Annotated in this window: 18 protein-coding genes; 8 read left to right on the top strand and 10 right to left on the bottom strand. The window is 73.9% G+C overall.

Going from position 1 to position 22,936, the window contains the following annotated elements; genetic code table 11:
- Positions 1–4: 4 nt before the first annotated feature.
- From BM339_RS39250 to tkt, 5 genes are all read right to left on the bottom strand, one after another.
- On the bottom strand, positions 5–1,621 hold the full coding sequence (locus BM339_RS39250) for a hypothetical protein (protein WP_024935127.1): 1,617 nt from the start codon (positions 1,619–1,621) through the stop codon (positions 5–7).
- A complete protein-coding gene (locus tag BM339_RS39245) occupies positions 1,618–3,318 on the bottom strand; it encodes a phosphoheptose isomerase (protein WP_024935128.1) in 1,701 nt (566 codons plus the stop codon). The genes BM339_RS39250 and BM339_RS39245 overlap by 4 nt, the downstream gene beginning before the upstream one ends.
- 125 nt (positions 3,319–3,443) lie before the next feature.
- On the bottom strand, positions 3,444–5,099 hold the full coding sequence (locus BM339_RS39240; RefSeq protein ID WP_075024170.1) for a glucose-6-phosphate isomerase: 1,656 nt from the start codon (positions 5,097–5,099) through the stop codon (positions 3,444–3,446).
- Positions 5,096–6,211, bottom strand: a complete 1,116-nt coding sequence (tal, locus tag BM339_RS39235; RefSeq protein WP_075024169.1) for a transaldolase — start codon at positions 6,209–6,211, stop codon at positions 5,096–5,098. The genes BM339_RS39240 and tal overlap by 4 nt, the downstream gene beginning before the upstream one ends.
- A gap of 83 nt (positions 6,212–6,294) precedes the next feature.
- Positions 6,295–8,346 carry a transketolase gene (gene tkt, locus BM339_RS39230; RefSeq protein ID WP_337959948.1) on the bottom strand — a complete coding sequence of 684 codons (2,052 nt, stop codon included), beginning with the start codon at positions 8,344–8,346 and terminating at the stop codon, positions 6,295–6,297.
- A 736-nt stretch (positions 8,347–9,082) separates the two neighbouring features.
- Between tkt and BM339_RS39225 the strand changes: the two genes are divergently transcribed.
- The 3 genes from BM339_RS39225 to BM339_RS39215 all read left to right on the top strand — a co-directional run bounded on the left by BM339_RS39225 (position 9,083) and on the right by BM339_RS39215 (position 12,386).
- Positions 9,083–10,012: a heme o synthase gene (locus BM339_RS39225; RefSeq protein WP_052357450.1), complete on the top strand. Its 930-nt coding sequence runs from the start codon at positions 9,083–9,085 to the stop codon at positions 10,010–10,012.
- A gap of 83 nt (positions 10,013–10,095) precedes the next feature.
- On the top strand, positions 10,096–11,316 hold the full coding sequence (locus BM339_RS39220) for a PrsW family intramembrane metalloprotease (RefSeq protein WP_021595148.1): 1,221 nt from the start codon (positions 10,096–10,098) through the stop codon (positions 11,314–11,316).
- A gap of 62 nt (positions 11,317–11,378) precedes the next feature.
- Positions 11,379–12,386 carry a COX15/CtaA family protein gene (locus tag BM339_RS39215; protein WP_420865748.1) on the top strand — a complete coding sequence of 336 codons (1,008 nt, stop codon included), beginning with the start codon at positions 11,379–11,381 and terminating at the stop codon, positions 12,384–12,386.
- 24 nt (positions 12,387–12,410) lie between these two features.
- Here BM339_RS39215 and polX read toward each other — a convergent pair whose 3' ends face one another.
- The 5 genes from polX to BM339_RS39190 form a co-directional block, all read right to left on the bottom strand.
- Positions 12,411–14,129: a DNA polymerase/3'-5' exonuclease PolX gene (gene polX, locus BM339_RS39210; protein ID WP_075024167.1), complete on the bottom strand. Its 1,719-nt coding sequence runs from the start codon at positions 14,127–14,129 to the stop codon at positions 12,411–12,413.
- 39 nt (positions 14,130–14,168) lie between these two features.
- Complete coding sequence (gene prcB / locus BM339_RS39205) at positions 14,169–15,005, bottom strand: proteasome subunit beta (protein ID WP_021595151.1); 837 nt, start codon at positions 15,003–15,005, stop codon at positions 14,169–14,171.
- Positions 15,006–15,134: 129 nt separating this feature from the next.
- Positions 15,135–16,127, bottom strand: a complete 993-nt coding sequence (locus BM339_RS39200) for an EamA family transporter (protein ID WP_083598420.1) — start codon at positions 16,125–16,127, stop codon at positions 15,135–15,137.
- 3 nt (positions 16,128–16,130) lie between these two features.
- A complete protein-coding gene (locus tag BM339_RS39195; protein WP_083598425.1) occupies positions 16,131–16,847 on the bottom strand; it encodes an ABC transporter permease in 717 nt (238 codons plus the stop codon).
- Positions 16,848–16,927: 80 nt separating this feature from the next.
- On the bottom strand, positions 16,928–17,866 hold the full coding sequence (locus tag BM339_RS39190; RefSeq protein ID WP_075024165.1) for an ABC transporter ATP-binding protein: 939 nt from the start codon (positions 17,864–17,866) through the stop codon (positions 16,928–16,930).
- Positions 17,867–18,053: 187 nt separating this feature from the next.
- Between BM339_RS39190 and BM339_RS39185 the strand changes: the two genes are divergently transcribed.
- The 5 genes from BM339_RS39185 (at position 18,054) to BM339_RS39165 (ending at position 22,935) form a co-directional block, all read left to right on the top strand.
- The gene (locus tag BM339_RS39185; RefSeq protein ID WP_075024164.1) at positions 18,054–18,989 is read left to right on the top strand and encodes a carbamate kinase; all 936 of its coding nucleotides are present in this window, start codon (positions 18,054–18,056) and stop codon (positions 18,987–18,989) included.
- Positions 18,990–19,151: 162 nt separating this feature from the next.
- Positions 19,152–19,982, top strand: a complete 831-nt coding sequence (locus BM339_RS39180; RefSeq protein ID WP_177287891.1) for a helix-turn-helix transcriptional regulator — start codon at positions 19,152–19,154, stop codon at positions 19,980–19,982.
- 93 nt (positions 19,983–20,075) lie between these two features.
- Positions 20,076–21,488, top strand: a complete 1,413-nt coding sequence (gene sufB / locus BM339_RS39175; protein WP_021595157.1) for a Fe-S cluster assembly protein SufB — start codon at positions 20,076–20,078, stop codon at positions 21,486–21,488.
- Entirely contained in the window at positions 21,488–22,624 is a 1,137-nt protein-coding gene (gene sufD / locus BM339_RS39170) for a Fe-S cluster assembly protein SufD (RefSeq protein ID WP_021595158.1), read from the top strand. Before sufB ends, sufD begins: the two co-directional genes overlap by 1 nt.
- Complete coding sequence (locus tag BM339_RS39165; RefSeq protein ID WP_021595159.1) at positions 22,621–22,935, top strand: non-heme iron oxygenase ferredoxin subunit; 315 nt, start codon at positions 22,621–22,623, stop codon at positions 22,933–22,935. Before sufD ends, BM339_RS39165 begins: the two co-directional genes overlap by 4 nt.
- The last annotated feature ends 1 nt before the right edge of the window (position 22,936 follow it).

Here is a 22,936-nt window from a genome sequence, read left to right as displayed (position 1 = left end):
GCGCTCACCCGTCGCCCCGGGCCGCGTCGAGCAGCCGGGTGAGCCCCGCCCAGCGGTTCTGCAGATGGAGCCGTACCACCGGGCTGCCCGCCGCGCGCGCGTCGCGGGCGTCCCCGAGCGCCCGCGCGAGCTGCAGCATGCCGAGCCGGTGGTGCCGGCCGGGGACCGGTACGTCGCGGACGACGTTCCCGGTCACGAGGAGGTATACGCCCGGGTCGGGTCGATCATTCCCGGGCGCGGGCGGCCGGGCGCCCCAGCCCACCGTGACCGGGCGGCCGCAGCGGGCCGCGAGGAGCGCGGCCAGCCGGCGCACCTGCGCGCCCTGGCCGCCGCCCGCCTCGCCGGGATCCAGGTAGGCGACGAGCGCGAGGTGCCCGCCCGCGCCGACCCCGCGGGCCAGCGCGTCCAGCAGTTCCTCCAGCCCGGACGCGCCGGCGAGCGCGGGGACGGTCGTGTGCACCTCCACGGCCCGGCCCGGGTCGCCGTCGGCGAACAGCGGCTCGCCGGTCCCGTCGTCCAGCGTCATCGGGGCCGGGCGGCTCGCCGGCACGAGCGGGTCGGCGTCCAGCAGGTAGCAGGCGACGGCGGCGGCGTACTCCCAGACGACGAGCAGCGCGGCGAGCGGCCCGGCGACGGTGGCGTCGTCCTGGTGGGGGCGGCCGCCGAACGCCACCAGGAACAGGTCGTCGGCGGGGACGATCGGCATGCCGCCGGTCTGGACGACCGGGGTCAGCAGGCCGCCGGTCGTCTCCTCCAGCAGCGCGGCGACCCACCCGGCGATGCCGGGCAGCGCCTCCGGCCGGCCGCCGAGCACGGCCGCCCGCCGCCCGGCGCGGACCGCGCCGCCGAGGATCGCGCCGAGGACGAGGCCCGGGTTGTTCTCCGGCCGGGTCAGCGACGGCAGGACGGCGGTGGCCTCCTCCAGCAGCGTCCGGACGCCGACCCCGGCCAGCGCGGCCGGCACCAGCGCGTAGGGGGACAGGGCGCCGAACGCGGTGGCGGCGGGCGCCTCCACCAGCGGGTGCCCCGCCTCCATCGCGTGCTTGGCGGCGGCGGCGCCCGGCTCGGCGACCGTGACGAACCGGCGCTCCGCCTCGGCGGGGGACAGGCCGTGGTCCGCCAGCGCCTCCGCGAACACCTGCCGGAGCGTCTCGGTGCCGGCGTCGTCGCCGGTGACGACGACCATCGTCCGGTCGAGCCGCTCCCCGTCCTCCCGGATGCGCAGCAGCGGCCCGGGTTCGGGCCCGTCCAGCACGGTGAGCGGCGACGGGCCCCGGCCTGTGGCGCCCCGGTGGGCGTTGACGATCAGCTCGGCGGCGCGGGCCGGGGCGCCGCCGCCGAGCAGCACGACCTCGGTCAGCCCGGCTTCGCGCGCGTGTGCGCGCAGCTCCTCGGCACGGTCCAGGACGGCGCGGCCGGGCCCCGGCTGGCCCGGCCAGCACAGCGGACGGCCGTCCACCCCGGCGGTGGCCGCGGACGGCCACAGCGACGCGTCCTCCGACGCCAGGCGCACCGGGACCTGGTCGATCCAGAGCCGGCCGAGCACCCGCTCGGCGTCCTCCTTGAGCGGCCCGCGGGCGGTGATGGCCGTCTCCCCCGAGACGACGGCGGTGAAGCTCACGGCCGGCGCGCCCCCGCGACCGCCCGCACCGCCTCGAGAAGCCGCTCCGTGCCCTCCACCGGGTTGCGCAGGTGCAGCCGGATCACCGGCAGCCTGCGCTCGCGCAGCGCCCGCAGCTCGCCGAGCGCCCGCGCGATCTGCAGCTGCGCCAGGCTGTAGGGGCGGCCCGGCACGGGATGCGCGGCGAGCTCGTCGCCCGGCGCCGGGTCGCCGGTGATGATCAGGAACGCGCCGTTGCCGGGGCCGTCCTTGTGGACGGGCCCGGTCGCGTGCGGGTATCCCGGGCCCGGCCCGTAGGCGACCGGGCGGCCGGACGCGCGGGCCAGCGACGGCGCGAGGTAGCGGCCGGAGAAGTCGCCCGACAGGTACGTCATCACCGCCAGGTAGCCGTCGGACGGGACGGCCGCGACCAGCCCGCCGAGGACGGTCCGCAGCTCGGCCCCGGGCGGCCACGGGAAGTCGGCGTGCACCTCGATGTCGTCCTCGACGTACACGGGCCGCTCGGAGGTGAGCGGCCCGCCGCCGGCCGTGCGCAGCAGCGTCGCCGCGTCGTCCTCGGCCTCCTGGACGACCGTGCTGCCCGCCTCGAACGGGTTCACCCCGAGCAGCCACCCGGCGACCGCCGTCGCGTACTCCCACAGCAGGAACTGCGCGCCGAGCGGCGCCCACACCGACGTGTCGGACTCGTCCTGCGCCGCCGACCGCGGGTTGACCGACACGCCGTGCACGTCGGGGAAGTCGCCCTTGCCGCCGGGCGGCTCGAACGCCAGCACGCCGCGGCCCCGCTTGCCGGTGCCGACCGCGAGGAGCTGGGTGATCCACGAGGTCAGCGCGCCCGAGCCGCCGGGCTCGCGCAGCAGCACCTTGTCGCGGGCGATGCCGTCGGGCCCCTGCTGCGCGCTGCCGCCGAGGACCGCGCCGAGCAGCAGGCCCGGGTTGTCCTCGTCCTTGGCCAGCGACGGCACCAGGGACGCCGCCTCCTCCAGCAGCCGGTCGGCGTCCGCGCCCGCCAGCACCGCCGGGACGAGCCCGTACGCCGACAGGGCGCCGTAGTGCCCGGGCAGGTACGGGTCGGTCAGCCCGATCCGGTACCCGCACTGCCGGGCGAAGTCGTGCAGCGGGCTGCCGTGGTCGGTGATGACCAGGAACCGCCCCGCGATCTCCCGCTCGGACAGGCCCCGCTCGCGGAACGCGGCCGAGAAGATCCTGCGGTAGGCGTCGCCCTCCAGCGACACGCCCGCCTTGCTCGCCAGCACGACCAGCGTCCGGTCGAGCCGCTCCATGGCGAACGCCAGCGCGGCGGTGTCGCCGCCGTCCAGGACGGTCAGCTCGCCCGCCGGGCGGTCGCCCTCGCCGGGGCCGGCCGCGCCCGCCCCGGCGCCGGCGAGCGCGGGCGCGTGCGCCTCCATGATCGCCTGGGCGGCGAGGCTCTCCGCGCCGACACCGATCAGCACGATGTGGTCGAGGCCCGAGTAGCGCGCCTCCGAGACCAGGCCGTTCACCTGGTTCAGCAGGCCGCGGGAGGCGAAGGGCAGGTCGAGCCAGCCCAGCCGGCTGTGGTCCACCGCCCGCCGCCCCCACAGCCGGGGGTCCTTGGCGGCCAGCGCGCCGGGGACGCCGCAGCTCACGAGGTAGTCCCTCGCCTGCAGCGCCGAGTCCAGCACCTCGCCGCGCGTCAGTACGTCGAATCCGGACACCGTTCCCTCCCGGCCCCCATCGTTTCAGGAGAGAAAGGGCATCCGCGACCATCTCCCTCGATCTTCTTGGTCGCATCCCGGACGGGACCGGTCGCCCTGCGTCCGGGCCGGCGGGAGAAGCGGGCTCAGCCGAGCGCCCGGGTGAGCTGCGCGATGCCCTCGGTCCGGTCGCGAAGGTGGAGCCGGACGGCGGGGCGCCCCAGCGAGCGCAGCACGCGCAGGTCGCCGAACGCCTGAGCCAGTTGCAGTTCGCCCAGGGTGTACGGCCGGCCCGGCACCGGGACGTCCTCGGCGACCGCGCCCGTGATCTGCAGGAACGTTCCGCCGGGCGGCCCGCCCTTGTGGTACTGGCCGGCGGTGTGCAGGTAGCGGGGCCCCCAGCCGAACGTCACCGGGACCGCGCGCTTGCGGACCTCGGAGCCGCGTGCGGCCAGCAGCGGCCGCAGCCCGGCGGCCGCGGCATCGCCCTGACGGCTCAGGTACGCGAGGACGGCGAGGTAGCCGCCGTCCCGGACGTCCTCCAGGAGCGTCTCCAGCGCCTCCGCCAGCGTCCGCGCGCCGCGCAGCCCGCCCTCCGGGGCGTGGACCTCGACCGCGCCCTCGACCAGTTCCGGCGGCCTGCGCAGGACCGTCGGCGCCGTGCCCTCCTCCGACCGCAGCAGCGCCGCCGTACTCTCCCGCGACTCGCCGACGTCCGGCTCGGCGAACGGGTCGACGCCGATCACCCGGCACGCCACCGCGACCGCGTACTCCCACAGCAGGAACTGCGCGCCGAGCGGCCCGGCGACGGTCACCCCCGCCTCCCGGCCCGGGCCCGGGTCGTCCGGCCGCCGGCCGAGGACGATCCGCCGCAGGTCGTCGGTCAGCTCGAACCCGGGGGAGTCGACGCTCTCCACCGCCACCGGGAGCAGGCCCTTGCCGTCCTTGCCCATCGCTCCGGCGACCAGCTGCTCCGCCCACGCGGCGAACCCGGCCAGGCCGGAACCGAGGTCGGCGATCACCAGCTTGTCGCGGGCCCCCAGCGCCGACGATCCCAGTGCCGCGCCGAGCGCCAGTGCCGGGTTGTCGTAGGGCTGCCGCAGCGCCGCCGCGAACCGGGACGCCTCGTCCAGCGGGACGTCGGCGTCCACGCCCGCGAGCATCGCCGGCACCAGCGTCCGGGCGCCGAGAGCGCCGAAGCGCCCGTCCACGTCGGGTTCGGCCAGGACGAGATGGTGGCCGGTCTCGCGGGCGGCGCGTTCGAGCGCGGACCCCTCCTCGGCGACGACGACGAACCGGCGCGCCAGATCCGCGCCGCGCAGCCCGGCCGCGGAGAACGCGCGCCCGAAGACGCGCCGCAGCGCCCCGGCCTCGGCGCTGTCGTCCGCGACCACCACCAGCGTCCGGTCCAGGTCCCCGGCGAGGACGCCCGACACCTCGTGCGGATCGGTGGTGTCGAGGACGGTCAGCCCGGCGCCCGCCGTGCGGCAGATCGCGTCGGCGGCCAGCGCGGTCCCCCCGGACGCGGCCAGCACGATCCGGTCGAGGCCGGCGCCGCGGGCGTCGGCCGCCAGGCCGGCCAGCCGGTCCCGCAGGGACCGCGAGGTCTCCGGCAGGCCCAGCCAGCCGAGCCGGCGGGCGGCGAGGGGGGCCGCGTCGGGCCCCCACAGCTTGGCGTTCCGGGACGTCAGCGACCCCGGCACGCCGTCGGAGACGAGGCGGTCCAGGACCGTCTCGCTCTCGTCGACGACCGCGCCGCGGATGGTGACCGAGATCCCCCCGGCGGTCACCACCGAGGTCATGCGTCGTCCTTCTTGTCCTCCAGCTCGCCGGTGATGGTGTCGAGCAGTTCCTTCCAGGAGGCCGCGAACTTGTCCACACCCTCCTCCTCCAGGACCCTCACGACGTCGTCGTAGTCGACGCCGGCCTCCTTCAGCGCGGCCATGTGCGCGCGGGCGTCGTCGTAGGCGTCCCGGACGGCGTCGCCGCGCACCTGGCCGTGGTCGGCGACCGCGTCCAGGGTCGCCTCCGGCATCGTGTTGACCGTCCCCGGCGCGACAAGCTCGACGACGTACAGGGTGTCGGGGAGGTCCGGGTCCTTCACACCGGTCGACGCCCACAGCGGGCGCTGGGGACGGGCCCCGGCGTCCTTCAGCGCCTTCCACCGGTCCGTGCCGAACCTGTCCTCGTACAGCGCGTACGCGAGCCGGGCGTTGGCGACGCCCGCCTTGGAGCGCAGCGCCCCGGCCCCGTCCGAGCCGATCTTGTCCAGGCGCTTGTCGATCTCGGTGTCGACCCGGCTGACGAAGAAGGACGCCACCGAGGCGATCTTCGACAGGTCGTGGCCGTTCTCCCGGGCCTGCTCCAGGCCGGCGAAGAACGCGTCGATGACCCGGCCGTAGCGCTCCAGCGAGAAGATCAGCGTCACGTTCACGCTGATGCCCTCCGCGAGCGCCGCGGTGATGGCCGGCAGGCCCTCCTCCGTCGCCGGGATCTTGATGTACAGGTTGGGCCGGTCCACCAGCCACCACAGCGCGCGCGCCTCCGCGAGCGTCCGGCGGGTGTCGCGGGCCAGCCGCGGGTCGACCTCGATCGAGACGCGGCCGTCCAGGCCCTCCGTCCGGTCGTACACCGGGCGGAGCACGTCGCAGCCCCAGCGGATGTCGTAGGTGGTGATCGCGCGGGACGCCTCCTCGACGTCCACGCCGCGCGCCGCGAGGTCGCGGACCTGGTCGTCGTAGGCGCTGCCCTTGCTCAGCGCCTTGGCGAAGATCGTCGGGTTGGACGTGACGCCGACGACGTTCCGCTCCCGGACCAGCTTCTCCAGGTTGCCGGTGCTCAGGCGCTCGCGGCTGATGTCGTCCAGCCAGATCGACACGCCCTCGTCCGAGAGCCTCTTCAGATTGTCGCTCATCGCTTTCTCCTCGTCTTCGTCAGTGCGCCGGGCGGGACGCGGGGCCCCGGCGCGCGGAGCCCCGCCCGCCTCGCGGCCCGTTCTCAGTTGCCGGTGGTCTCGCCGCGCCCGGCGTGCTTCACGTTCGCCTTGATCAGGCTGGCCTTGGCGGCCGCCACGACCCGCTCGGACGTGAGCCCGAACTGCAGGAACAGCGTCTTGTAGTCGGCGGAGGCGCCGAAGTGCTCCAGGCTCACCGACTCGCCGGCGTCGCCGACGTAGCCGCGCCAGCCGAGCGCGACCCCGGCCTCCACGGACACGCGGGCGCGCACCCCCGGCGGCAGGACCTCCTGCCGGTAGGCGTCGGTCTGCTCCTCGAACCACTCCACGCACGGCATCGACACGACACGGGTCGGGGTGCCCTCGGCCTCCAGCGTCTCGCGGGCCTCCAGCGCCAGCTGGACCTCGCTGCCCGTCGCGATGATGATCACGTCGGGGTGCCCGCCCTCGGCGTCCGCCAGCACGTACCCGCCCCGGGCGACCCCCTCCGCGGACGCGAGGTCGCCCGCGCGGTCCAGCGTCGGCAGCTTCTGCCGGGTCAGCGCGATGCCCGCCGGGCGGTCGGTGTGCCGCAGGACGGTCCGCCACGCGACCGCCGTCTCGCCGGCGTCCGCCGGCCGGACGACGTCCAGCCCGGGGATCGCCCGCAGCGCCCACAGGTGCTCGACGGGCTGGTGCGTCGGGCCGTCCTCGCCGAGGCCGATCGAGTCGTGCGTCCAGACGAAGGCGACCGGCAGCTTCATCAGCGCCGCGAGCCGGACCGCCGGGCGCATGTAGTCGCTGAAGATCAGGAACGTGCCGCCGTACGGGCGGGTGCCGCCGTGCAGCGCGATGCCGTTGCAGATCGCGGCCATCGCGTGCTCCCGGACGCCGAAGTGCAGCGTCCGGCCGTAGCGGTGGCCGGGGAACTCCTTGGTCTGGAACTCCTCCGGGACGAAGGACGGCTCGCCCTTCATCGTCGTGTTGTTGCTCTCCGCGAGGTCGGCCGAGCCGCCCCACAGCTCCGGCAGCACCGGCGCCAGCGCCGCCAGCACCTCGCCGGACGCCGCGCGGGTCGCGAGGTCCTTGCCGGGCGCGAACGTCGGCAGCGCCGCGTCCCAGCCGTCGGGGAGGGTGCGGGAGGAGATCCGGTCGTATTCGGCGGCCCGCTCGGGGTTCGCGGCGCGCCACGCCTCGAACGTCTTGGTCCACTCGGCGTGGCTCGCGCGGCCCCGGTCGCTCACGGCGCGGGCGTGCGCCAGCACGTCCTCGGGGACGTGGAAGCTCTCCGCCGGGTCCATGCCGAGGAGCCGCTTGGTCGCGGCGACCTCGTCGGCGCCGAGCGCCGAGCCGTGGATCTTCCCGGTGTTCTTCTTGTTCGGCGCCGGCCAGCCGATGATCGTGCGCAGCGCGATGAAGGACGGGCGCGCCGTCTCCGCCTTCGCCGCGGCGAAGGCGGCCGCGAGCGCGGCGACGTTCTCCTCGTAGTCGCCGTTCTCGGTCCAGTCGACGTGGTGGACGTCCCAGCCGTACGCCGCGTAGCGGGCCCGCACGTCCTCCGACAGCGCGATCGCCGTGTCGTCCTCGATCGAGATGTGGTTGTCGTCGTAGAGCAGGACCAGGTTGCCGAGCCGCTGGTGGGCCGCGAGCGCGCTCGCCTCGTGGCTGATGCCCTCCTCGATGTCGCCGTCGGACGCGAACGCCCAGACGGTGTGGTCGAAGGGGGACTCGCCCTGCGGCGCGTCGGGGTCGAAGAGGCCGCGCTCGCGGCGGGCCGCCATCGCCATGCCCACCGCGTTCGCGATGCCCTGCCCGAGCGGCCCGGTGGTCGTCTCCACGCCGGCCGTGTGCCCGAACTCGGGGTGCCCCGGGGTGAGGCTGCCCCACTTGCGCAACGACTTCAGGTCGTCCAGCGTCATCGGGTAGCCCGACAGGTACAGCTGGATGTAGAGGGTGAGGCTGGAGTGCCCGCAGGAGAGCACGAACCTGTCCCGCCCGGGCCAGTGCGGGTCGGTCGGGTCGTGCTTCAGGAACCGCTGGAAGAGAAGGTAGGCGGCGGGGGCGAGGCTCATCGCGGTCCCGGGGTGACCCGATCCGGCCTCCTCGACGGCGTCCATGGCGAGGGCGCGGATGACGTCCACCGCCCGCCGGTCCTGGTCGGACCATTCAAACGTGCTGTTGTTCCTGCTCACGGAACGCCAGGCTCCTCTCGAACCGGTGTCAGAATCCACTCTGTACGTTGTTCGCCGTACTCGTGCGCCGCGCCCCGCCCGGCGCTGAGCGCCGTGCACGGCCCGCGGGGCCCGCAGAGGACAACGTCCGGCGGCGCGGCGCCTCTTCCCCCGCCCCGCGCGGCCGCCCGTCCGCGGCCCAGCGACGATCATGTGCGCTCGTCGCGAGCCTATCGCGCGGGAGGGCCGCCGCAGGCGGAGAGCGGGGCGCGCGGCGGTGGGACCGGACACCCGGCCGCACCGCTCATGCACCCTTGCCCGAACGCCCCGCGGGCTAACCCCCCGCACGGGTGATCCCGCGGGTGATCCGCGTCCCTCCGCCGCACCCCGCCCCCCACCCTCGGCGGGCGCGCGGGCGGGCCCAACGGCGCGTCCGGCGACCCGGTGCGCGCCCCCCGGAGGGGGCGGACTACAGTGATTGCGCGGCTGACGGCAGTGGCCGCGGCAACACGACCAAGCCGAAGTCGCACCATGCCGAGGCCGGCCCGGATCGCGGGGGCATCGCCGAGGGTGGCGGCGGCTTTCTCATCCCTAGTCAGACGTGGACCCGATTGTGACGGTGCTGAGTAACAAGCGCGGGATCGAGCTCGACGAGCACGTCCCGGACGTGCCGGACGTGCCGGTGGGCACGCTCGTGCCCTCGCCCGCCGAGCGGGCCGCCCGGTGGACGCCCGCGGCGAGCGTCCGCGCCTACGTGGCGCTGACCAAGCCGCGCGTCATCGAGCTGCTCCTGATCACCACGATCCCGGTGATGTTCCTCGCCGAGCGGGGCGTGCCGCCGCTGCCCGCCGTCCTGCTGACGCTGGCGTTCGGCACCATGTCCGCGGGCGCCGCGAACGCGATCAACTGCTACATCGACCGCGACATCGACGCCAAGATGCGCCGCACCCGGCGCCGCCCGCTGGCCCGCCACCAGGTCACCCCGGCCCGTGCCCTCATCTTCGGGGTGACGCTCGCCGTGCTGTCCACGGCCGGGTTCCTGCTCACCGTCAACCCGGTCGCCGCGGCCGGGTCGCTGTTCGCGATCCTGTTCTACGTCTTCGTCTACTCGCTGCTGCTCAAGCGGCGCACCGCGCAGAACGTGGTGTGGGGCGGCATCGCCGGATGCATGCCCGTCCTCATCGGCTGGGCCGCCATCACGGGCGGCGTCGCCTGGACGCCGCTCGTCCTGTTCGGCGTCGTGTTCCTCTGGACGCCGCCGCACACGTGGACCCTCGCGATGCGGTACCGCGAGGACTACGCGATCGCCAAGGTCCCGATGCTGCCCGTCGTCGCGTCCGAGCGCCGCGTCGTGACCGAGAGCCTGGCCTACACCTACGCCACCGTCGCCTGCTCGCTGCTGCTGTGGCCCGTCGCCGGGATGGGCCCGGTGTACGGGGCCGTCGCGGTCGTCCTCGGGGCGGTCTTCCTCGCGGAGGGCCACCGGCTGCTGAAGGCGGTCCGCGCCGGGGTGACCGGCGTCCACCTGCGGCCGATGCGGTTCTTCCACCTCTCCAACGTCTACCTCGCGCTGCTGTTCACGGCCGTGGCGGTCGACCCGCTCCTGCACTGACGGGGGCGGGCCGCCGCCGGGCGGACACCGTCCGTCACGCATGCCCGTACGGCCCGGTCCCACCTGCCGTTACCCTTCGCGGTATGGCGCCCATCGACCCCAAGGCCGTGCTCGAAGGCCGGATCCCCGGCCGCCCCCCGGTCGGCCTGATCCTCGGCATGACCGTCTCCGGGCTGTGCGCCGTGGTCGCGCTCGGCGCGGACGCCGCGCTCGGCGGAGCCGGCTTCTGGGTGGGCGTCCTGCTCGCCATCCTGCCGATCCCCGTGCTGATCGCGCTCGCGCTCACCCTCGACCGGCTGGAGCCCGAGCCGCCCCGCGCGCTCGCCTTCGCGTTCATGTGGGGCGCGGGCGTCGCCGTGCTGGGCGCCCTCGTCCTCAACACCGCCGGCCTGCTGTACGTGACCGTGCCGATCTTCGGGGAGACCGACGGGCACTTCGTCAGCGCCACGTTCGGCGCGCCCGTCATCGAGGAGACGCTGAAGGGCGCCGTCCTGTTCGGCCTGCTCTGGTTCCGCCGCAACGAGATCGACGGCTTCGCCGACGGCATCATCTACGCCGCCATGGTCGGCCTCGGCTTCGCCATGATGGAGAACGTCACCTACTACATGCGGGCGTTCGAGGACGGCGGCGCGCAGCAGCTCCAGGCGGTGTTCATCCTGCGCGGCCTGATCGCGCCGCTGAGCCACCCGCTGTTCACCTCGATGACCGGCCTCGGCGTCGCCTACGCCGCCACCCACCGGCGCGGCCAGCTCCTCGCGCCGCTCGCCGGGCTGCTCGGCGCGATGATCCTGCACGGCCTGTGGAACGGGTCGGCCGCGTTCGGGCTCGGTGGCCTCGGCATCGTCTATCTGCTGGACTTCGGCGTCCTGGTCACGCTGATCGTGGTGGTCTTCGCCGAGCGCCGCCACACCGTCCGCCGCATCGAGGCCTACCTGCCGACCTACGCGGGGACGGGCCTGGTCACGCCGCAGGACGTGCGGATGCTGCGCTCCATCCCGTCGCGCCGCGCCGCCCGCCGCTGGGCCCGCTCGGTCGGCGGCGCGCCCGCCGCCCGCGCCATGACCGACTACCAGCTCGCCGCGACCGAGCTGGCGCTGCTGCACCAGCGCGCCGAGCGCGGCGTCGCCGACCCGCACTGGTTCGGCACCCGCCGCGACTCGCTGCTGGAGCTGATGTCGCTGGCCAAGCAGGCGTTCCTGCGCACCCCGCAGCGCCCGGGCACGAGCCGGGCGGGCGGCCCGCCGTGGGCGGCGCAGGGCCCGTCCGGGTTCCTGCCGCCGCAGCCGCCCGGCCCGTACGGCTGACCGGGCCGGCGTAACCGGGGGGCGGGTCACGGTCGCCGCGACCCGCCCATACGATGGTCACCGTGGCTGAGCGACCGTCGGTGAACCCCCTGATCCGGACCTGGAACGCCGTGTGGCGTCCGACTCCCGGGTCGCTGCGGCTGCTCGCCCTCCTCGGCGTCATCGGCAACGTGGTGATCGTCGTCAGCGGCGGCGCCGTCCGGGTCACCAAGTCCGGCCTCGGCTGCCCCGACTGGCCGCGCTGCACCGGCGACAGCCTCGTTCCCACGCACAATCCCGAGCACCACGTGCTCAACATGTCGATCGAGTTCGGCAACCGGCTGATCACGTTCGTGGTGCTCGGCATCGGCGTGCTGGTGTTCGTCGCCGCGCTGCGGCTGCGCCCGCGCCGCCGCGACCTGGTCCGGTGGGCGCTCGCCCAGCCGATGAGCGTGGTCGCGCAGGCGGTCATCGGCGGCATCGTCGTGCTGACCGAGCTGCACCCGGCCGCCGTCTCCCTGCACTTCCTCGTCTCGCCCGCCCTGCTGGTGTTCTGCGTGGCGCTGTGGGTCCGCGCGGGGGAGGGGGACGCGCCGCCCCGGCGGCTCGCCGGCCCCCGGACGCGCGCGCTGGCCGCCGCGCTCCTGGTCTCGTGCGCCGCCGTGCTCGTCGCCGGCACGGTCGTCACCGGCACCGGCCCGCACGCGGGCGACGCCGAGGCCCGCCGCTACGGCTTCGACATCACCGACGTCGCCCGCATCCACGGCGAGCTGGCCTGGGCCACCATCGCGCTCACCGCCGCCGTCATCATCGCCCTGTACCGGTCGGGCGCCGCGGCCGGCCGCGACCTGGGCCCCGCCCGCCGCCGCGCCTTCGAGCTGGCCGGGATCATCCTCGCCCAGGGCGCCGTCGGCTACGTCCAGTACGCGCTCGGGGTTCCCGAGTGGCTCGTGCTCCTGCACATGCTCGGCGCGGTCCTGATGTGGATCGCGGCGTTCCGCCTCTTCTTCGCGCTCCGCGACCGCGGGCCCGTCCCCGCCGAGGAGGCGCCTCCCGTCACCTGCCGGGCCGAGGCGCCGCAGCCGGTCTGACCCGGGTCCCGGTACCCGGGGACGTCAGCGCTTCCGCAGGAATTCGCGCAGCCGCTCCAGCGGCCAGGTGTTGATGACGTCGTCGGGGGTCAGCCACCCGCGCTGGGCGGTGCCCACTCCGTAGCGGATGTTGCGGTGGTGGCCGAGGGAGTGCGCGTCGGTGTCGATGGAGAACTTCACGCCGAGCCGCTTCGCGCGCCGGATCAGGTCGGCGGGCAGGTCGAGGCGGTCCGGGAAGGAGTCGATCTCCATGGCGGTGCCGGTGCGCGCCGCCGCGCGGAAGACCTCGTCCCAGTCGGCGTCGACGGGCGGGCGGCGGCCGATGCTGCGGGCGGTGGGGTGCCCGATGACGTGCACGTGCGGGTTCTCGCAGGCCCGGACGAGGCGGCGCGTCATGGCGTCCTGGTCCTGGGTGAAGTGGGAGTGGACCGAGGCGACGCACACGTCGAAGCCGGAGAGGAAGCCGGCGTCCCAGTCGACGCCGCCGTCCGGGTCGATGTTCAGCTCGGTGCCGTGCAGCAGCCTCAGCCCGGGGTACTCCTTCTGGAGTTCGGCGACCTTCACGCGCTGGGCGAGCATCTTCTCGTCCGTCATCCGCTGCATGACCAGGTTCGGCGCGTGGTCGGTGATGGCGTAGTACTCCAGGCCGCGGGCGTGCGCGGCGGCGACCATGTCCTCCAGGGAGGCGACGCCGTCGGTCAGGTCGGTGTGGCTGTGCAGGTCGCCGCGGAGGTCCTCGACGGTGACGAGGCGCGGCAGCTCATCCTCCAGAGCGGCCTCGATCTCGCCGGTGTCCTCGCGGAGCGCCGGATGCACCCAGGGCAGGCCGAGGCGCTCGTAGACCTCCTCCTCGGTCTCCGACACGATCAGCTCGCCGGTCTCGGCGTCGAAGAGGCCGTACTCGGAGAGCTTGAGGCCCGCCTTCACGGCGATCTCCCGGGTGCGGATGTTGTGGGCCTGCGAGCCGGTGAAGTACTGGAGCGCCGCGCCCCACGACTCGGGCGGGACGACCCGCAGGTCGACCTGCAGGCCCTTGGCCGTCCGGACCGACGTCTTCTTGTCGCCGCCCGCGATGACCTCGGCGACGAACGGGAGCGCGGTGAACGCCTCCATGATCGGACGCGGGTCGCGGGACGCGGCGAGGACGTCCACGTCGCCGATCGTCTCGCGCATGCGGCGCAGCGACCCGGCATGGGCGCAGCGCTCGACCTGGGGGAGCCGGGAGAGCGTGGCGACGACCTCGTCGGCGACGCTCGCGGCGGCGTCGACGAGGACGCGCGTGCCGGAGCTCTCCATCAGCTCGATGCCGCGCAGGATGTTCTCCTCGGTCTTGGCGCCGAAGCCCTTGAGGCCCCGGAGCCGGCCCTCCTTGATCGCGGTGCCCAGCTCGTCCACCGAGGAGATGCCGAGCTCCTCGTAGACGGCGAGGGCCTTCTTCGGACCGAGCGTGGGGATGGCGGTGAGCGCCCGCACCCCGGCCGGGATCTGCGTGCGCAGCTCCTCGACCTGCCGGATCGTGCCGGTGGCGGTGTAGTCGAGGACCTTCTTGGCGATCGCCTCGCCCACGGTCGGGATCTTGCGCAGCCCGGCGAGGTCGAGCTCGGAGATGTCGTCGGGATGGCCGGCGATCGCCCGCGCGGCCTTCTCGTACGCCCTGATCTTGAAGGCGTCCCCGCCCGTGATCGAGAGCAGGTCGGCCAGTTCCTGGATGAGGGCCGCAGCCTCGTCGTTCGCCCGTGCCATACGGCCGAGTCTAGAAGCCGGGTCCGACGTTCCCGGAGATCAGCGCAGCGGCGCGGCCGGCCCTCCGGGACGGTCCATCCGGCCCCGCACGACCTCGTCGGCGATGGCCGAGACCTGCTCCTCGGGGAGGCGCCGGTAGCCGTCGTCGGTGACCACCGCGACCGTCGGGTAGATGCGCCGCGTCGGATCGGGGCCGCCCGTGGCGGCGTCGTCGTCGGCCGCGTCGTAGAGCGCCTGGACGCAGACCGTGGCCGCGTCCTCCAGCGACAGGTCGTTCCGGTAGAGCTTCTTCAGGGCGCCCAGCGCGTAGGGAGAGCCCGAGCCGTCCGCGTGGAAGTCGCGGGCCTCCTGCGGGGCGCCGGTGATGTCGTAGGTGTAGATCCGCCCCCCGCCCGACTCCGGGTCGTAGCCGGTGAACAGCGGGACGACCGCGAGGCCCTGCAGCGCCTGGGCGAGGTTGGCCTGGATGACGGCGCCGAGCCGGCGGGCCTTGCCCGGCAGCGACAGCGGAACCGTCTCCATCTTCTCGTAGTGCTCCAGCTCCACCTGGAACAGGCGCACCATCTCCAGCGCCAGCCCGACCGTCCCCGCGAACGCGACGGCGGAGTACTCATCCGCCCGCTGGACCTTGTCCAGCTCCCGGTAGGCGATGCGGTTGCCCTGCGTTGCGCGCCGGTCGCCGGCCATCATGACCCCGCCCGGGAACGTCAGCGCCAGCACGGTCGTCCCGTGCGGCAGCTCCGGGGCGTCCCCCTCCGGCACCCGGTTGACGGGAAGCAGTTCGGGGGAGTGGACGCGCAGGAAGTCGACGAACGACGCCGACCCCGCCTCGAAGAACTCGGGCGGAATCCCTTGGTCCTCGGTCCGGCCGATCACGGGCGGCTCCTCTCCGGCTGGCTGATCCGACGCCTGATCCTTTCACCCTGCCACAGGATCCCGCGACACGACGCCGCCCGCGCCCATGCCCTTTGGGGGACGACCCCCCACACCCCCGGATCGCTTCGCTCAAGCTTCGGGCGCCTCCGGCGGGTTCTGCTGGCTCCGGGTGGCGCCCGCGCAGGCCACGATGACGCAGCAGATCGCGACCCACTGGCGGAAGGTGAGGATCTCGCCGAGCAGCGCCACCCCGACGAGCGCGGCCACGGCGGGCTCCAGGCTCATCAGGATCCCGAAGACGCGGGCGGGCATCCGCCGCAGCGCCTCCAGCTCCAGCGAGTACGGGATCACCGACGACAGGAGCCCCACCCCGAGGCCGATCAGCAGCAGCTGCGGGTCGAGCAGCGCGGTGCCCGCGGACGCCACCCCGAGCGGCAGGATCGCGATCGTCCCGACGACGCTGGCGAGCGCGAGGCCGGTGGAGCCGGAGAACCGCCGGCCGGTGGCGGCGGTGAGCACGATGTACCCCGCCCAGCACGCCCCGGCCAGCAGCGCGAACGCGACGCCGACCGGGTCCACGGCGCCCGTCCCGCCCCGGGCCAGCAGGACGACGCCCGCCCCCGCGAGGACGACCCACAGCGCGTCGCGGGGACGCCTGGACGCGACGATCGACACCGTCAGCGGCCCGAGGAACTCGATCGTGACCGCCACCCCCAGCGGGATCCGCGAGAACGACTGGTAGATCGAGAAGTTCATCAGCGCCAGCGCCAGCCCGAAGCCCGCGGCGATGGCGATGCTGGAGCGGGAGTGGTCGCGCAGGACGGTCCGCAGCGCCTTGCGGGCGAGGAACCCCAGCACGATCGCCGACGTCAGCAGCCGCATCGTCACGACGGCGCTCGGCGGGAGCCGGTCGAACAGGTGCTTGGCGAGCCCCGCCCCGACCTGGAGGGAGATGATGCCGAGCAGGATCAGCGCCGGCGGCGGCACCGACCCCAGCGACAGCGCCCGCAGCCGGCCGGACGCCCGCGAAACGCCACCCAATGAGCCTGTGCCCTGTGAGGGGACGACCCCCCACACCCCCCGGTTCGCTTCGCTCGGGTTGGCCGCCTCAGCCAATGCCATGCGTCACTCCCACCTGAAGAACCGGGCGGCGAGGGCCAGGCCGGCGACGGCCCAGACCGCGAGGACGAGCAGCGGGCCGCCGGGAAGCGTGGCGCCGTCCTGCAGGACCTGCCGCAGCCCGTCGGCGAGCGCCGAGATGGGCAGCAGCTCCAGGGCGCCCTGCACCGGGCCGGGGAACCTGTCCAGCGGGAACACGACGCCGCCGACGGCCAGCAGCAGGACGTAGACGAGGTTCGCCGCGGCGAGCGTGGCCTCGGCGCGCAGCGTCCCGGCCATGAGCAGCCCGAACCCGCTGAACGCGGCGGTGCCGAGCAGCAGCAGGACGACCACGGAGGCGGGGTCGCCGCGCGGGTGCCAGCCGAGCGCCAGCGCGACCGCGCAGATCACCGCGGCCTGGACCGCCTCGACGGCGACCACGCTGAGCGTCTTGGCGGCGATGAGCCCGCCGCGCGGCAGCGGGGTGGCGCCGAGCCGCTTGAGGACGCCGTAGCGCCGCTCGAAGCCGGTGCCGATGGCCTGGCCGGTGAACGCGGTGGACATGACCGCGAGCGCGAGGATGCCCGGCGCGAGGAAGTCGACCCGGCGGCCGGCGCCGAGGTCGAGCAGCGAGGTGCCGCTGAACAGGGCGAGCAGCACGACCGGGATGATCAGGGTGAGCAGCAGCTGCTCGCCGTTGCGCAGCACGGCCCGGAACTCGTAGCCCGCCTGCGACGCGATCATCCGCGGCAGCGGGACCGAGCCGGGCGCGGGGGCGAGGTCCAGGGCGGGGGGCTCGGGCGAGGCGGCGTTCTCCGCGGCGGTCACGAGCGCAGCTCCCGTCCGGTCAGTTCCAGGAAGACGTCCTCCAAGGTGCGGCGCTCGATCCGCAGGTCCTCGGTCATGACGCCGTGCGAGGCGCACCAGGCGGTGACGGTGGCCAGCAGCTCGGGCCGCACGTCCGCCTCGATCAGGTAGTGCCCGGCGGGCGACTCCTTGGCCGCGCTCCCCGCGGGCAGCGCCGACAGCAGCTCCTCCAGGCCGAGGCCGGGACGGGCGCGGAACCGCAGCTGCCGCTCGGCGCCGGTCAGCTCCTCGGGGGCGCCCTCGGCGACCACCCTGCCGTGGTCGACGATGACGACATGGTCGGAGAGCCGCTCGGCCTCTTCCATGTTGTGGGTGGTGAGCACGACCGAGACCCCCGCCGCGCGCAGCTCCCCGATCAGGTCCCAGGTGGCGTGCCTGGCCTGCGGGTCGAGCCCGGTCGTGGGCTCGTCCAGGAAGACGAGCTCGGGCCGCCCGACCACGGCGACCGCCAGCGACAGCCGCTGCTGCTGCCCGCCCGACATGCGGCGGAACGGGGTGCGGGCGTGCTCGGTGAGGCCGAGCCGCTCCAGCAGGACGGACGTGTCGAGCGGCCTCGCGTGGAACGACGCGACGAGGTTCAGGAACTCGCCGGCGCGGGCCGTCCCCGGGACGCCGCCGGACTGCGGCATCACGCCGACCCGCGGTTTCAGCGCCCGCCCGTCCGCGAGCGGGTCGAGGCCGAGCACGCGGACGGTGCCGGAGTCGGGGCGGCGGAACCCCTCGCAGATCTCGATCGTGGTGGTCTTGCCGGCGCCGTTCGGGCCGAGCAGCGCGGTGACGGCGCCCCGGGCGGCGGTGAGCGTCAGGCCGTCCACGGCCGGCCGTGCGGCGCCCGCCGCGCCGTAGCGCTTGACGAGCGAGTCCAGCTCGACGGCGCCGTCTCCGGGGGTTGTCATGGAGACGAGTTTAGGTCCGGGGGAGCGGGACTCCGCGCCCGGTCCCGCCGCCGGGCCGGAGCCGGGCGCGGTCGGAGCGCCGGGTGGAGGGCGATCCGGTTTCGCCGGCCGCGCCCGGGGGAATCGCCGACGTGTCGCGGAGCGGCCCCGGACGCCCGGCCGGACCGCCGGGGGACGGGAGGGCACGATGCGCGTGGTCGTCGCGCTCGGTGGGAACGCGCTGGTCAAGCGGGGCGAGACGCCCGACGACGCGCTGCAGCGCGCCGGGGTCGACCGGGCCGTGCGGTCGCTGGCGCCGCTCGCCGAGCGGCACGAGCTGATCATCACGCACGGGAACGGGCCACAGGTCGGGGTGCTGTCGCTGGAGAGCGTGCACGACTCGAACCTGTCCCGGCCGTACCCGCTGGACACGATCGGCGCCGAGACCCAGGGCATGATCGGCTACTGGCTGCTGCAGGCGCTGCAGAACGCGCTGCCGGGCCGCCAGGTGATGGCGATGATCAACCAGACGCTGGTGTCGGCGGTGGACCCGGCGTTCGGGAACCCGTCGAAGTTCGTCGGCCAGGTCTACGACCGGGACGAGGCGGAGAAGCTCGCCGCCGAGTACGGCTGGACGGTCCGCCCCGACGGCGACCGCTGGCGCCGCGTGGTGCCGTCGCCGCGCCCCCAGCGGGTGATCGAGACCCGGCTGATCAGGGAGCTGGTCCGGCTCGGGACGGTCGTGGTCTGCGCGGGCGGCGGCGGCATCCCGGTGGTCCGCAACGACGTCGGGCGGCTGGAGGGCGTCGAGGCCGTGATCGACAAGGACCTCACCGCGTCCGTCCTGGCCGAGAGCATGGACGCCGACGCACTGCTCATCCTCACCGACGTGCCGCGCGTGCTGCGCGGCTTCGGCACGCCGGACGAGGAGGAGATCGCGCACACCACGCCGCACGAGTTGCGCGCCGAGGACTTCCCGGCCGGGTCGATGGGCCCGAAGGCCGAGGCGGCGGCGAGCTTCGTCGAGCGGACGGGCGACATGGCCGCGATCGGGCTGCTCGACCAGTGCGAGCGGATCCTCGAGGGGACCGCCGGCACGATCGTCACGCCGAACGCCACCTGGCCGCTCGCGAGCACGCTCTGACGACGCGGTACACCTCTGAGGACGCGGTATACAGGGCGGCGGCGCTCCGTGCCGCCGGAGGACGAAAGCCCAGGTTAGGTAAGGCTTACCTGCGTGAGCTACGACATCGGGATTCCGGTGTTTCGCGGGAAGTAATTACGGCACACTGATGTTGTGAAAAACGTGAGCGAGGATCAGACGAGCGCGCCGGCCGCCACTGCGCGGCCGTTCGGCGTGCCGTCGGCGCCTGGCCGCACCGAGCGCGACACGCGCGCGCGGGTGGCCCGGCTGATCCTCGAGCACGGGCCGGTCACGGCGTCCACGCTGGGGGAGCGCGTCGGGCTCACGCCGGCCGCGGTCCGCCGGCACCTGGACGCCCTGCTGGCCGAGGGCATGATCGAGGTCCGCAAGGCGCGGGTTCCGCAGACCCGGCGCGGCCGGGGGCGTCCCGCCAAGTGGTTCGCCATCACCGACGCCGGGCGCAGCGCCTTCGTGCACGCCTACGACGACCTGGCGACCAGCGCGCTGCGGTTCCTCGCCGAGGCGGCCGGCGACCACGCGGTCGCCGAGTTCGCCCGGCGGCAGATCGCCGACCTGGAGCGGCGGTACCGGCCGGTCGTGCAGGGCGCGCCGCCCCACCAGCGGGTGCGCATCCTCGCCGAGGCGCTCTCGGGCGACGGCTACGCGGCCGCCGCGGCGAAGGCGCCCCAGCCGGGCGGCGGCGAGCAGCTGTGCCAGCACCACTGCCCGGTCGCGCACGTCGCCGCGGAGTTCCCGCAGCTGTGCGAGGCCGAGACCGAGGCGTTCAGCCGGCTGCTCGGCACTCCCGTGCAGCGGCTGGCGACGATCGCCCACGGCGACGGCATCTGCACCACCCACGTCAGCCCGGTCGACTTGTGTGCCGACCGGGCCCGAGGTGACGGTCCGGAGGGACCTCCCTTTGACATCCACCCACCGGCCGAGGCCGAGGGATCCGACCCGGGGGGCGAGGTTGACGCTTCACAGACCGCCTAACGGCGAAGTCTCCACGTCCTGCGACGGCATGCCCTGCCGCCGGCCGCTTGGTTATCGCGACGTGACTAACATATCACTCTCTGGAGTTGTTCTATGACTACGGCAGCCCACCCAGAGCTGGAAGGGCTCGACAGGTACAAGTTCGGCTGGGCCGACCCCGACGAGGCCGGCGCCTCGGCGAAGCGCGGGCTGAACGAGGACGTCGTCCGCGACATCTCGGGCAAGAAGAACGAACCCCAGTGGATGCTCGACCTGCGCCTCAAGGGGCTGCGGCTGTTCAGCAAGAAGCCGATGCCCACCTGGGGCTCCGACCTGTCGGACATCGACTTCGACAACATCAAGTACTTCGTGCGGTCCACCGAGCAGCAGGCCGCCTCCTGGGAGGAGCTCCCGGAGGACATCAAGAACACCTACGACAAGCTCGGCATCCCCGAGGCCGAGAAGCAGCGCCTCATCGCCGGCGTCGCCGCGCAGTACGAGTCGGAGGTCGTCTACCACAAGATCCGCGAGGACCTTGAGGAGAAGGGCGTCATCTTCGTCGACACCGACACCGGCCTGCGCGAGCACCCGGAGATCTTCCAGGAGTACTTCGGCTCGGTGATCCCCGTCGGCGACAACAAGTTCGCCGCGCTCAACACCGCCGTGTGGTCGGGCGGCTCGTTCATCTACGTCCCGCCGGGCGTGCACGTCGAGATCCCGCTGCAGGCCTACTTCCGGATCAACACCGAGAACATGGGCCAGTTCGAGCGGACGCTGATCATCGCCGACGAGGGCTCCTACGTCCACTACGTCGAGGGCTGTACCGCCCCGATCTACAAGTCGGACTCGCTGCACTCCGCCGTCGTGGAGATCGTCGTGAAGAAGGACGCCCGCGTCCGCTACACGACCATCCAGAACTGGTCCAACAACGTCTACAACCTGGTGACCAAGCGCGCCGTCGCCTACGAGGGCGCCACCATGGAGTGGGTCGACGGCAACATCGGCTCCAAGGTCACCATGAAGTACCCGGCGGTGTACCTGCTCGGCGAGCACGCCAAGGGCGAGACCCTGTCGATCGCGTTCGCGGGCGAGGACCAGCACCAGGACGCCGGCGCCAAGATGGTGCACGCCGCGCCCAACACCTCCTCCAGCATCATCTCCAAGTCGGTGGCGCGCGGCGGTGGCCGCACGTCCTACCGGGGGCTGGTGCAGATCCAGGAGGGCGCCGAGCACAGCAAGTCCACGGTCAAGTGCGACGCGCTGCTCATCGACCAGATCAGCCGGTCCGACACCTACCCCTACGTCGACGTCCGCGAGGACGACGTCGAGATGGGCCACGAGGCGACCGTCTCCAAGGTGTCGGAGCAGCAGCTGTTCTACCTGATGAGCCGCGGCCTCACCGAGGACGAGGCGATGGCGATGATCGTGCGCGGGTTCGTCGAGCCGATCGCGCGCGAGCTGCCGATGGAGTACGCGCTCGAGCTGAACCGGCTCATCGAACTGCAGATGGAAGGAGCCGTCGGCTGATGGGGCTGGAGCAGAAGCCTCTCTCGACGCTGCACGAGAAGGCGTCCTTCGAGGTGGGCGACTTCGACGTGCCGACGGGCCGCGAAGAGGAGTGGCGGTTCACCCCGCTGCGCCGGCTGCGCGGCCTGCACAACGGCACCGCCGAGGACGGCGGCAAGGTGCTGCTGGAGGCCGAGGCGGCGCCGGAGGTGACGGTCGAGACCGTCGGCCGCGACGACGAGCGCCTCGGCAGGGCCTACGTCCCCGCCGACCGGGTGAGCGCCCAGGCGTGGGACTCCTTCACCCACGCCACCGTCGTCACGGTGCCGAAGGAGACCGTGGCCTCGGTGCCGACCGTGCTGCGGCTCCGCGGCGAGGACGCCTCGGCCGCCGCCTACGGGCACACGACCGTCGTCCTGGAGCCGTTCGCCGAGGCCACCGTCGTGCTCGCGCACCGCGGCTCGGCGACCTACGCCGACAACGTCGAGTTCGTCGTCGGCGACGGCGCCCGGCTGTCGGTGATCAGCCTGCAGGACTGGTCGGACGACAGCGTCCACGTCTCCCACCAGCACGCCCGCCTCGGCCGCGACGCCCGGTTCGTCTCGCACAACATCTCGCTCGGCGGCGACGTCGTGCGGATCTCGCCGTCGGTCGCCTACGACGGGCCCGGCGGCGACGCCGAGCTGTACGGGGTGTACTTCGTCGACGGCGGCCAGCACCTGGAGCACCGGCTCCTCGTCGACCACGCCGTCCCGCACTGCCGCAGCCGCGTCGACTACCGCGGCGCGCTCCAGGACCAGGACGCGCACGCCGTCTGGATCGGCGACGTGATCATCCGCGCGGAGGCCGAGGGCACCGACACCTACGAGCTGAACCGCAACCTCGTCCTCACCGACGGGACGCGGGTCGACTCCGTCCCCAACCTGGAGATCCTCACCGGCGAGGTCACCGGCGCGGGGCACGCCTCGGCGTCCGGCCGGCTGGACGACGAGCACCTGTTCTACCTGCAGGCGCGCGGCATCACCTTCGACCAGGCGCGCCGCATGGTGGTCCGGGGCTTCCTCGGCCAGCTGGTCGAGCGCATCGAGGTCGCCGAGGTCCGCGACAAGGTGAGCGAGGCGATCGAGGCCGAGCTCGACCGGGGAGCGGGCGCATGACGTACGTCAAGGTGTGCGCGCTGGACGAGGTCCCGCCGGACGGGGCGCTCGCCGTGGAGGTGGACGACACGCCGGTCGCCATCGCGCGCAGCGGCGACGACGTGTTCGCCCTGAGCGACATCTGCTCGCACGCCGAGGTCTCGCTGTCCGAGGGCGAGATCTACAACGGCACGATCGAGTGCTGGCTGCACGGGTCCTGCTTCGACCTGCGCACCGGAAAGCCCACCAACCCGCCGGCCACGCAGCCGGTCGCCACCTACAAGGTCAAGGTCGAGGGCGGGGACGTCTACGTCTCGCTCACCGGCGACTGAC

The sequence above is a fragment of the Actinomadura madurae genome, from assembly GCF_900115095.1.
In the GTDB taxonomy this organism is placed as follows: domain Bacteria; phylum Actinomycetota; class Actinomycetes; order Streptosporangiales; family Streptosporangiaceae; genus Spirillospora; species Spirillospora madurae.
The sequence above is the reverse complement of the archived record's forward strand: the minus strand, read 5'-3'. Positions and strand labels throughout refer to the sequence as shown.